At 69.7% G+C, this 11596-nt stretch carries 10 protein-coding genes; 7 read left to right on the top strand and 3 right to left on the bottom strand.

All coding sequences use genetic code 11. The annotated features are described in order from the left end of the window. Positions 1 to 28: 28 nt before the first annotated feature. The 3 genes from GQ57_RS08170 to GQ57_RS08160 all read right to left on the bottom strand — a co-directional run bounded on the left by GQ57_RS08170 (position 29) and on the right by GQ57_RS08160 (position 1835). Positions 29 to 859, bottom strand: coding sequence for an undecaprenyl-diphosphate phosphatase (locus tag GQ57_RS08170; protein ID WP_031403372.1), 831 nt, complete (start codon positions 857 to 859; stop codon positions 29 to 31). 80 nt (positions 860 to 939) lie between these two features. Beyond that, entirely contained in the window at positions 940 to 1521 is a 582-nt protein-coding gene (locus GQ57_RS08165; RefSeq protein ID WP_031403371.1) for a DUF1439 domain-containing protein, read from the bottom strand. Then, complete coding sequence (locus GQ57_RS08160; RefSeq protein ID WP_031403370.1) at positions 1518 to 1835, bottom strand: YkgJ family cysteine cluster protein; 318 nt, start codon at positions 1833 to 1835, stop codon at positions 1518 to 1520. The genes GQ57_RS08165 and GQ57_RS08160 overlap by 4 nt, the downstream gene beginning before the upstream one ends. Before the next feature lie 173 nt (positions 1836 to 2008). Between GQ57_RS08160 and hemN the strand changes: the two genes are divergently transcribed. From hemN to GQ57_RS08125, 7 genes are all read left to right on the top strand, one after another. After that, complete coding sequence (hemN, locus tag GQ57_RS08155) at positions 2009 to 3400, top strand: oxygen-independent coproporphyrinogen III oxidase (RefSeq protein ID WP_031403369.1); 1392 nt, start codon at positions 2009 to 2011, stop codon at positions 3398 to 3400. A 91-nt stretch (positions 3401 to 3491) separates the two neighbouring features. Further along, positions 3492 to 3749 (top strand): hypothetical protein, encoded by a 258-nt coding sequence (locus GQ57_RS08150; protein ID WP_031403368.1) that lies wholly within the window; start codon positions 3492 to 3494, stop codon positions 3747 to 3749. Between the two features lie 104 nt (positions 3750 to 3853). Beyond that, complete coding sequence (locus GQ57_RS08145; RefSeq protein WP_031403367.1) at positions 3854 to 4510, top strand: protein-L-isoaspartate O-methyltransferase family protein; 657 nt, start codon at positions 3854 to 3856, stop codon at positions 4508 to 4510. 14 nt (positions 4511 to 4524) lie between these two features. Then, positions 4525 to 4848 (top strand): rhodanese-like domain-containing protein, encoded by a 324-nt coding sequence (locus GQ57_RS08140; RefSeq protein ID WP_031403366.1) that lies wholly within the window; start codon positions 4525 to 4527, stop codon positions 4846 to 4848. Positions 4849 to 5291: 443 nt separating this feature from the next. After that, on the top strand, positions 5292 to 7100 hold the full coding sequence (gene atzF / locus GQ57_RS08135; protein ID WP_034197605.1) for an allophanate hydrolase: 1809 nt from the start codon (positions 5292 to 5294) through the stop codon (positions 7098 to 7100). 46 nt (positions 7101 to 7146) lie between these two features. Continuing rightward, the gene (uca, locus tag GQ57_RS08130; RefSeq protein ID WP_034197604.1) at positions 7147 to 10758 is read left to right on the top strand and encodes an urea carboxylase; all 3612 of its coding nucleotides are present in this window, start codon (positions 7147 to 7149) and stop codon (positions 10756 to 10758) included. A gap of 36 nt (positions 10759 to 10794) precedes the next feature. Beyond that, positions 10795 to 11511, top strand: coding sequence for a GntR family transcriptional regulator (locus GQ57_RS08125; RefSeq protein WP_031403363.1), 717 nt, complete (start codon positions 10795 to 10797; stop codon positions 11509 to 11511). The last annotated feature ends 85 nt before the right edge of the window (positions 11512 to 11596 follow it).

The following is an 11596-nucleotide window of genomic DNA, read 5'->3' as shown; positions in this document are numbered from 1 at the left end:
GGGCGGCAGGTTCGCCCCGCCGCGGGCCTCACGCCCAGTTCAGCCAGCCGCTGTACCCGACCAGCAGCACGAACAGCCCGAACGCGATCCGGTACCACGCGAACACCGTGAAATCGTGGGTCGCGACGTAGCGCAGCAACCAGCGCACGCACACGAACGCGCTGACGAACGCGGCGACGAGCCCCAGCGCGAACAGGCCGAGCGAATCGACGGTGAACGCCTGCCAGTCCTTGACGGTTTCATAGAGCGTCGCGCCGAAGATGATCGGGATCGCGAGAAAGAACGAGAATTCGGTGGCCACGCGCCGGTCGAGGCCGAACAGCATCCCGCCGATGATGGTCGATCCCGAGCGCGACATGCCGGGAATCAGCGCGAAGCACTGCGCGATGCCGACCTTGAGCGCATCGAGCGGCGTCAGCGCATCGACCGACACCACCCGCGGCGGCTCGCGGCGCTCGCGCTGCCGCGCCTCGGCCCACAAGATGATCGCACCGCCCACGACGAGCGCGAACGCGACGGGCACCGGCGAGAACAGCACGGCCTTGATCTTCTTCTCGAACAGGAGGCCGAGCGCGATCGCGGGAATCGTCGCGATCACGACGTTCAGCGTGAAGCGCCGCGCGTCGGGCCGGCCCGGCAGCCCGGACACGATGGACGCGATCCGCTGCCGGTATTCCCAGCACACCGCGAGGATCGCGCCGAACTGGATCACGACGTCGAACGTCTTCGCGTGCGAATCGTTGAAATTCAGGAAGCTGCCCGCGACGATCAGGTGGCCGGTGCTCGACACCGGCAGGAATTCCGTCAGCCCCTCGACAACGCCGAGGATCAACGCCTTGCAGATCAGGATCCAGTCCATCCGTGGCCCAACTCCGAAATGGTCGAACGAATGGGCCACCCTTGCGCGCGCGGCCCCCTACGGCCGCGCGCGGTCCGTCGTCATTTTTCGACGATCGCCACGCGTATGCCGTTTGTAAGAATCGTAATTGTACCGGGTTCGTAGTTCACACCGGCAAATTGCAGTTGTTCGGGCTTGAACGTGTAGATCGGATAGTTGGTCAGCAACTGGGTCGCGAGCAGGCCGGCGGCCGCGCCGACCTGCTGCGCGTACATCTGTGCGTCGCCGTCGAGCGCGAGATTGTCGACGGCCGGCGCCTTCAGCACGACCGAGCGGCTCGACGCGTCGTAAGCCAGCTGGCCCGACACGGTGAACTTGCCGCTGACGGGCGCGCGCAGGAACGGGCTCGCGAAATGCGCGTCGAGCTGCACGGCGATGCGGTTCTGGTCGGGCAGCAGGCTGACGGCCGGGTTCGCAAGCGACACGTCGACGACCTGCGCGACCGTCTTCTGGTACGGGAACTTGCGCGCGACGGCCTTCTGCACGTCGCCGCGCGAGAACGTGTAGTGATCGGGGATGAACGGGAACGTCGACGCGCAGGCAGCGAGCGAGAGCGCCACGCCGACGGCGCCGACGGATGCGGCGAGAAAACGGCGCCGGCCAGCGGCGCAAGGGGCGGTCATGCTGAACACTCTCCAGTAGGCGACGGCCGCGTCGCGGCCTCGAGGCGCGTGAGCCACGCGAGCGCGTCGTCGCGGGACGCGCCGCACATGTCGGCGGCCGGTTGCAGCCCCGAACAGCAGGCGGGCCGCTCGGGCCGGCCGAAGATCATGCAGCGCAGGTCGGCGCCAAGCTGCACGCAGCGCACGCCGGCCGGCTTGCCGTCGGGCATGCCCGGAATCGGGCTGGAAATCGACGGCGCGATGCAGCACGCGCCGCAGCCGGCACGGCACGCGTGCGGCGGCTCGACCTCGGCGTGCGCCGGGCGGACAGGCATTTCGACGGACACTCGGCTCTCTCGAACGGACAACGACAATCGGTGCGGCAACCGGACGCGGCGTCCGGCGGCCCCACCCCGCATTGTGCCATCGCCGGCTGCGACGTTATTACACAATGCAGCCGAATCGCGCGTTTATATACTCGAAAGCATCTAAAAAGCGCGAGGCCGTCATGCGTCCTGGTTCTGCCGACACGATGTTCCGTCCCGATCTGCTCGCCAAATACGGCGCGAACGGGCCGCGCTATACGTCGTACCCCACCGCGCTGCAGTTCCGCGACGACTTCGACCCGGCGGACTATGCGCGCGCGGCCGGCGACCCCGGCGCGTCGTCGAGCGAACTGTCGCTGTACTTCCACATCCCGTTCTGCAACACCGCGTGTTTCTACTGCGGCTGCAACAAGATCGCGACCAACAACCGCCGCCGCGCGCGCCCGTATCTCGACCAGCTCAAGCGCGAGATGGCGCTGCAGGCCGCGCTGTTCGATCCCGCGCGCCCGGTCACGCAGCTGCACTGGGGCGGCGGCACGCCGACCTTCCTGTCCGACGACGAAACGGCCGAACTGATGGCCGCCACCCGCGAGCACTTCTCGCTCGCGCCGGATGCCGACGCCGAGTTCTCGATCGAGATCGACCCGCGCACGGTCACCCCCGCGACGCTGGTGCACCTGCGCAACATCGGCTTCAACCGGCTGAGCCTCGGCGTGCAGGATTTCGACCCGGCCGTGCAGCAGGCGATCAACCGCGTCCAGCCGCTCGCGATGACGGCCAGTCTGCTCTCCGCCGCGCGCACGACCGGCTTCCAGTCGGTGAGCGTCGACCTGATCTACGGGCTCCCGCACCAGACCGTCGCCGTGTTCGCGCGCACGCTGGAAACGATCATCGAGCTCGCGCCCGACCGGCTGTCGGTGTTCGGCTACGCGCACATGCCGCACCTGTTCAAGATGCAGCGGCAGATCGACGACGCGACGCTGCCTCCGCCCGAAACGCGCATCGCGCTGCTGGGCCTCGCGATCGACATGCTGACGTCGGCCGGCTACGTGTACATCGGGATGGATCACTTCGCGCGGCCGTCCGACGAGCTGGTGCGCGCGCAACGCAACGGCACGCTGCAGCGCAATTTCCAGGGCTACAGCACGCGTGCGGATACGGACCTCGTCGGCTTCGGCGTCTCGTCGATCGGCAAGGTCGGCGACGTCTACGCGCAGAACGCGAAGGATCTCCCCGCCTACGGGGCCGCGCTCGACGCGGGCCGGCTGCCGATCGCACGCGGCGTACGGCTCACGCCCGACGACCGGCTGCGCCGCGACGTGATCACGCAGCTGATGTGCAACCTCGTGCTGCCGTTCTCGCATGTCGAGGTCGCGCACGGCATCCGCTTCACCGATCATTTCGCGCGCGAGCTCGACGCGCTGCGTCCGTTCGAGCGCGACGGGCTGCTGACGATCGCGCGTGACCGCCTGACGATCCATCCAGCCGGCCGGATGGTGGTGCGCAACATCGCGATGGCATTCGACGCGTATCTCGGCCAGACCTCGCAGCAGCGCTACTCGCGCACCGTCTAGGGCCGCCAGGGGCCCCGCCGGGCCCGCGCCGGCCGCACGCGCGCGGCCGGTTTGATACAGTGTGGGGCTACGCTACGCCAGAACCCGCACGATGCGCACCACCAAAGCGACCCACGCGGTCGAACGCCTGAAGACCCGCTCCGGCAACCCGCAGTTCGCGGCCGTCGCGATGGCGGGCGGCCTTTTCTATCTCGTCGACCGCTCGGGCGGCACCACCGAGAAGCGCAGCGAGCCGCTGCCGCTCGACGAGTTCGTCAGGTTCGTCGACGAATTCGGCCCCAAAAAGCCGCGCAAGGCGAGCAAGCTCGACCTCGCATTCGAGGCGCAGATCAAGAAGAGCAGAGGATAAAGGTCTGTTGCAGGCCGCCTGAAGGCTCGGCCGCCGCCCTGTTTGGTACAATCGTGGAGTTTATCTATCCCCGCTGATGGCCGACCAGGCTGCGTGACCACACCATGAATATCGAAAAAGCGCGTTTCAACATGATCGAACAGCAGATCCGGCCGTGGGACGTGCTGGATCTGGACGTCCTGGGCCTGCTGTCGATCGTCAAGCGTGAGAACTACGTTCCGGCCGAATACCGCGATCTCGCGTTCGCCGACCTCGAACTGCCGCTGCCCGGCGGCAGCAGCAAGATGCTGTTCCCGCGCGTCGAAGCGCGCGTGCTGCAGGAACTGGCGGTCAAGAAGCACGAGAACGTGCTCGTGATCGGCGCCGGCTCGGGCTACCTGGCCGCGCTGTTCGCGCATCGCGCGCAGCACGTGACGGCCGTCGAGATCGATCCTGCGATCGCGAAGTTCGCGGCGGACAACCTGCGCAACGACGGCGTGACCAACGCGGAAGTCGTGCTCGGCGACGGTTCGCGCGGCTGGGCCGGCAAGGCGCCGTACGACGTGATCTGCGTCGCGGGCGGCCTGCCCGTCGTGCCGCAGGACCTGCTCGAACAGCTGAAGGTCGGCGGCCGCCTGTCGGCATTCGTCGGCGGCCGTCCGGTGATGAAGGCGCAGATCATCACGCGCATCGACGACAAGCAGTACCGCGTCGCCGACGTGTTCGAAACCTACGTCAACCACCTCGTCAACGCGATCGAGCCGTCGCGCTTCAAGTTCTGAGCGGCGGAGCCTCCATGCAGATCCTGACGCCCGCGATGCTCGCGCAATGGCTCGGCGATTCGGCGCGCCCCGCGCCGGTCGTGCTCGACGTGCGCGAGCCCTGGGAAATCGCCACCGCGCACATCGCCGGCAGCGTGTCGATCCCGATGCAGCAGATTCCCGCGCGCAGCGAAGAGCTCGACGACGAAGCCGAAATCGTCTGCGTGTGCCATCACGGGATGCGCAGCGCACAGGTCGCGATGTTCCTCGAATCGCGCGGCTTCACGAAGCTGTACAACCTGCAAGGCGGAATCGACGCGTGGTCGCGCGACGTCGATCCGTCGGTACCACGTTACTGACCGTTCCGGTCGCACCCGACCGATTCGCCGAACGGGCACGCATGGCGTGCCCGTTTTCATTTCCGCGCACCATGTGCCGCCACGCGTCGTCGCCGGCCGGGCATGTCGCCGCCATCCGGCCGCATCGCTGACGCACGCCCGCACGAGCGCGGGCACGTCGCCCGCCTGACGCGCCTCCCCCTCCTCCCGGCCACGCTCGCCGCCCCCTGAGCGCAACCGGCCGGCTGCCGACGCCATCCGTCGAGGTGCCGCGCACGCACCATGCTCGACCGCACGCCCCCGAATCGCGCATCGCGCCGCGCCAGATGCGTGCGGCGAACGCGGCGCCGCGTGCCGCCCCGTCACCCTGCACGCCTTGCGCCGCAAGGCACGGCGCCCATTCCCGATGCTCTGGCACGGTTCTTGTGTTGCCTCGTGAACTTGTACACAAGAGGGAATACGAGATGCGAGGATGGACGATTGCGGACTGGCTCGATGCCTATGTCCGGGGCGCCACGCCCGAAACCCTGCTCCGCGACCTGCTGGACACGCTCGCGGCACCCGATCCGGCCTGGATCTCCGTGGCGACGCGCGCGCAACTGGACGCGCAACTGGCGTCGCTCGCGCAACGACTCGCCGCGGCTGGCGGCGACCGGCGCGCGCTGCCGCTCTACGGCGTACCGTTCGCGGCGAAGGACAACATCGACGCGGCCGGATTCGCGACGACCGCCGCATGCCCGGCGTTCGCCTATACGCCCGCCCACGATGCGACGGTCGTCGCGCGGCTCGTGCAGGCCGGCGCGATCGTGATCGGCAAGACCAACCTCGACCAGTTCGCCACCGGCCTCGTCGGCGTGCGCTCGCCGTATGGCGTGACGGTCAACGCGTTCGATCCGGACTACATCTCGGGCGGATCGAGCGCCGGGTCGGCGTCCGTCGTCGCGCGCGGGATCGTACCGTTCGCGCTCGGCACCGATACTGCCGGCTCCGGCCGCGTGCCGGCCGGCCTCAACAACATCGTCGGCCTGAAGCCGACGCGCGGCGCACTCAGCAATACCGGCGTCGTTCCGGCCTGCCGCACGCTCGACTGCGTATCCGTGTTCGCGACCACGACCGAAGACGCGTTGCGCGTCTACGACGTGGCCGCGGCGCTCGACCTGGCCGACGGGCTGTCGCGCGCGGCGCCGCCCGCCGCCGCCGCGTGGCGCATGCCCGACGCGCCGCGCTTCGCGATTCCCGCCGCGCCCGAGTTCTTCGGCGACACGGCGGCCGAGCGCGCGTTCGCGGCAGCGGTCGCGCAGCTCGAGGCGCAGGGCGCGACCTGCGTGCCGATCGATTTCTCGCCGTTCGACCGCGTGACCGCGCTGCTGTACGACGGGCCGTGGGTCGCGGAGCGCTATGCGGCCATCCGCGAATTCGCGGCCGCGCACGAGGCGGACATTCACCCGGTCGTGCGCGACGTGATCTTCCGTGCGCGCGAATTCTCCGCCGCGGACGCGTTCGGCGGCCTCTACCGCCTCGCCGACCTGAAGCGCGAAGCCGACGCGCTGCTCGCGCCATTCGACGCGCTCGTGGTGCCGACCGCACCGACCCACTACCGCGTCGACGCGTTGCTCGCCGATCCGATCCGCCTGAACAGCAACCTCGGCAAATACACGAACTTCGTCAACCTGCTCGACTGGAGCGCGGTCGCCGTGCCGGCCAGCCTGCGCGACGACGGGTTGCCGTTCGGCATCACGCTGATCGGCGACGCGTGGCGCGAGCGCGCACTGGCGACCTTCGCGGGTGCGTGGCACCGCACGACCGAGCTGCCGCGCGGGGCGACCGGCGCGCCGCTGCCCGCCGCCACGCCCGGCGACGACGCCGGCCTGCCGCGCGATCCGGCGCCGGGCACGATCCGGGTCGCGGTCGTCGGCGCGCATCTGCGCGGCATGCCGCTCAATCACGAGCTGACCTCGCGCCGCGCACGCTTCGCCGAAGCGACGACGACCTCGGCCGACTACCGGCTCTACGCGCTCGCCAACACCACGCCGCCGAAGCCGGGGCTCGCACGCGGACCGGGCGGCGCGCCCATCAAGGTCGAGCTGTGGGACGTGCCGTCGGGCGAGTTCGGCTCGTTCGTCGCCGGCATTCCGTCGCCGCTCGGCATCGGCACGCTGACCCTCGCCGACGGCCGCCAGGTGAAAGGCTTCATCTGCGAACCGCATGCGCTCGCCGACGCGCAGGACATCACCGCGTTCGGCGGCTGGGCGAACTATCTCGCCAGCCGCTGACCCGCCGCCCCGCCTTCACGCCCCCGACATCGAGACCCCGCCCACCATGTTCGATACCGTCCTTATCGCCAATCGCGGCGAAATCGCGTGCCGCATCGCGCGCACGCTGAAGCGCATGAACATCCGTTCCGTCGCCGTCTACTCCGACGCGGACCGCAACAGCCTGCACGTCGCGGCAGCCGACGTCGCGATCGCGCTCGGCGGCCAGGCCGCCGCGGACAGCTACCTGCGCGCCGACCTCATCATCGCCGCGGCCCGCGAAACCGGCGCACAGGCCATCATTCCCGGCTACGGCTTCCTGTCCGAGAACGCCGACTTCGCGGCCCGCTGCGAAGCCGAGGGCATCGCGTTCATCGGGCCGACGCCGCGCCAGATCGAGCAGTTCGGCCTGAAGCACGCGGCGCGCGCGCTCGCGCAGACGGCCGGCGTGCCGCTCACGCCGGGCTCCGGCCTGCTCGCCGACCTGGCGAGCGCGCAGCAGGCGGCGGCGGCCATCGGCTACCCGGTGATGCTGAAAAGCACCGCCGGCGGCGGCGGCATCGGGCTCACGCGCTGCAACGACGCGACCGAACTCGCTGCCGCGTTCGACTCCGTGCAGCGGCTCGGGCAATCGTTCTTCGCGAACGGCGGCGTGTTCGTCGAGCGCTTCGTCGACCGCGCGCGCCACGTCGAGGTGCAGATCTTCGGCGACGGCAACGGCAACGTCGTCGCGCTCGGCGAGCGCGACTGCTCGCTGCAGCGGCGCAACCAGAAGGTCGTCGAGGAAACGCCGGCGCCGCGCCTGCCCGAAGCCGTGCGGCGCGACCTGCTCGCGGCCGCGGAGCGCATCGGACGTTCGGTATCCTATCGTTCGGCCGGCACGGTCGAATTCATCTACGACGCCGCCGCGCAGGCGTTCTACTTTCTCGAAGTGAACTCGCGGCTACAGGTCGAGCACGCGATCACCGAGGCCGTGACCGGCGTCGACCTCGTCGAATGGATGATCCTGACCGCGGCCGGCGCGCCGCCCGCGCTCGATCGCGTGCCGCAGGCGCACGGCGCATCGATCGAGGTCCGGATCTACGCGGAGAACCCGCTGCGCAACTTCGCGCCGAGCCCCGGCACGCTGACGGAAGTCCGGTTCCCCGACGACGTGCGGGTCGACACGTGGGTCGAAACCGGCTCCGAAGTCTCCGCGCACTACGACCCGATGATCGCGAAGCTGATCGTGCGCGGCGACGACCGGGCCGCGGCGATCGACGCGATGGCGCGTGCGCTCGACGAGACGCGCCTGTCGGGCATCACGACCAACCTCGACTACCTGCGCAGGATCGTCGCGAGCGAAGGCTTCCGCGCGGGCGACGTGTCCACGCGCCATCTCGACACGTTCGCCTATCGCCCCGCCGTCGTCGAGGTGATCGAGGCCGGCACCTACACGACGATCCAGGACTATCCGGGCCGGGTCGGCTACTGGGATATCGGCGTGCCGCCGTCCGGCCCGATGGACGACTGGGCCTTCCGCGTCGCGAACCGGATCGTCGGCAACGTGCCCGGCGCGGCCGGGATCGAGACGACCATGCTCGGGCCGACGCTGCGGTTTCACGCGGACGCGCTCGTCGCGCTGACCGGCGCGCCGACCGACGCGACGCTCGACGGCGCGCCCGTCGCGTTCTGGGCGCCGGTGCCGGTGCGCGCCGGGCAGACGCTGCGGATCGGCAAGGCGACAAGCGGCTGCCGCACCTATCTCGCGGTGCGCAACGGCTTCGACATGCCTGTCTACCTCGGCAGCCGGTCGACGTTCGCGCTCGGGAAATTCGGCGGGCATGCCGGCCGCACGCTGCGCCCCGCCGACGTGCTGCCGATCGCCGATCCGGCGCTGCCCGCGACGGCCGACCTCGCACCGTGCGACGCGCCCGCGCCGCTGCCGGCGCAACAGGTGCCGCAATACGGGCAGCACTGGGAAATCGGCGTGCTGGTCGGCCCGCACGGCGCGCCCGATTTCTTCACGCCCGCGTCGATCGAAACCTTCTTCGCGAGCGACTGGGAAGTGCACTACAACTCGAACCGTCTGGGCATCCGCCTGAACGGTCCGAAACCCGAATGGACGCGCTCGGACGGCGGCGAGGCCGGCCTGCATCCGTCGAACATCCACGATTGCGAGTACGCGATCGGCAGCATCAACTTCACCGGCGACATGCCCGTGATCCTGACGCGCGACGGCCCGAGCCTCGGCGGGTTCGTCTGCCCGGTCACGATCGCGAAGGCCGAACTGTGGAAGGTCGGCCAGGTGAAACCGGGCGACCGCATCCGCTTTCGCGAACTGACGTTCGACGAGGCGCTCGCGCTCGAGCAGCGGCAGGACGAGGCGATCCGCACCTGCGGCGCGCAAGCGGCCACGCCGCCCGCGTTTGCCGGGCGGCGCGGCTCGCCCGTCCTGTTCGAGGCCGCGGCCGAAGGCGAGCGCCCGAAGACGGTGTTCCGCCAGGCCGGCGACAAGTACGTGCTGGTCGAATACGGCGAGAACGTCCTCGACCTGAACCTGCGCTTTCGCGTGCATGCGCTGATGGAGGCGTTGAAGGCCGCGAACGTCGCGGGCATCGTCGAGCTGTCGCCGGGCGTGCGCTCGCTGCAGGTGCGCTACGACAGCCGCGTGCTCGCGCAGCGTGCGCTCGTCGCGGCGCTCGCCACGGCGGACGCGTCGCTGTCGGGCGTCTCGACGATGAAGGTGCGCAGCCGCGTCGTGCACCTGCCCATGGCGTACGAGGATTCGGCGACGCTCGACGCGGTCGCGCGCTACCGCGAGACCGTGCGCGACACCGCGCCCTGGCTGCCGAGCAACACGGAATTCATCCGCCGCATCAACGGGCTCGATTCCGCCGACGACGTGCGCGACGCGATCTACCGCGCGAGCTACATGGTGCTCGGGCTCGGCGACGTCTACCTGGGCGCGCCGTGCGCGGTCCCGGTCGATCCGCGCGACCGCCTGCTGACCTCGAAGTACAACCCCGCGCGTACCCATACCGCGGAAGGCACGGTCGGGATCGGCGGCGTGTACATGTGCATCTACGGCATGGATTCGCCCGGCGGCTATCAGCTCGTCGGCCGCACGCTGCCGATCTGGAACACGTTCCTCAAGAACCGGCTGTTCGTCGACGGCAAGCCGTGGCTGCTGCGCTTCTTCGACCAGGTCCGCTTCCATCCGGTCACGGAAGCGGAGCTCGACTCGCTGCGCAGCGACTTCCGCGAGGGCCGCCACGCCGTGCGGATCGACGAGGAGGAATTCGATCTCGGCGCCTACAACGCGTTCCTCGCGCACATCGAGCCGGAACTCGACGCGTTCCGCGCGGCACAGCAGCAGGCGTTCGCCACCGAGGTCGCGCACTGGGCCGGCGACGCCGGCGCCACGCAGGCCGTCGACACGCACGCCGGGCCGGCCGCCGCGCACGATGCGCCCGACGCGCCCGACAATGCGGCGATCCGCGCCGACGTCAGCGGCAACGTGTGGAAGCTGACCGCGGCGCACGGCGACACGGTCAGCACCGGCGACACGCTGATGATCCTCGAGGCGATGAAGATGGAGTTCCCGATCGTCGCGCCGCGCGACGGCCGGATCTCGGGCTTCCATTGCAGACCGGGTATGATGGTTCACGCCGGCGACCCGCTGGTATCGATCGTCTGACGGTTGCCCGTCATCCCCCCGCTTCCGGAATCCGACATGGTGGACAAGCACGCGCCGGCCGAGCCGGCCAGTCATCCGAGCAACCTCGCCGCGCAGATCTATGCGCGCCTGAAGGCCGACATCTTCGATTTCCGCCTGCTGCCCGGCGACCGCTTCAGCGAAGGCGACATCGCCACGCGCATGCAGGTCAGCCGCACGCCGGTGCGGCAGGCGCTGTTCTGGCTGCAGCGCGAAGGCTACGTCGACGTGAACTTCCGCAGCGGCTGGCAGGTGCGCGCGTTCGACTTCCAGTACTTCGAGAATCTGTACGAGGTGCGCGTGATGATGGAAACGCATGCGATCGCGCGCATCGTCGACACGGCGCAGTCGGCCGCGCTCGATCCGCTGCGCGAGATCTGGTGCGTGTCCGCGCGCAAGCGCGAACAGGATCCGGCCCGCGCCGCCACGCTCGACGAGGGCTTCCACGCCGGGCTGGTCGCGGCCACCGGCAACCAGGAGATGGCGCGCATGCATGCGGACGTCACCGAGCGCATCCGCATCATCCGCCGTCTCGACTTCACGAAGGCGCCGCGCATCGCGGCCACCTACGATGAGCACGCGGCGATCCTGAAGGCGATCGCGGCCGGCGACGCCGCGGCCGCGCAGCAGCTGATCCGCGCGCACATCGCGGAAAGCCAGGCCGAAGTGAAACGCATCACGCTGTACATGATGCAGACCGCCCGCGAGCGCTACGCGGCACGCGCCAGCGCATAACCCCCCGCCCTCCCCGGATGCGTGCGTGCCGCGCCCCAACGTGGCGCAATGCACGCACGCATCCGGGGAGGGCGGGGGGTTATGC

It is taken from the genome of Burkholderia sp. MSh2, assembly GCF_000731655.1.
Classification (GTDB): Bacteria; Pseudomonadota; Gammaproteobacteria; order Burkholderiales; family Burkholderiaceae; genus Burkholderia; species Burkholderia paludis.
The sequence above is the reverse complement of the archived record's forward strand: the minus strand, read 5'-3'. Positions and strand labels throughout refer to the sequence as shown.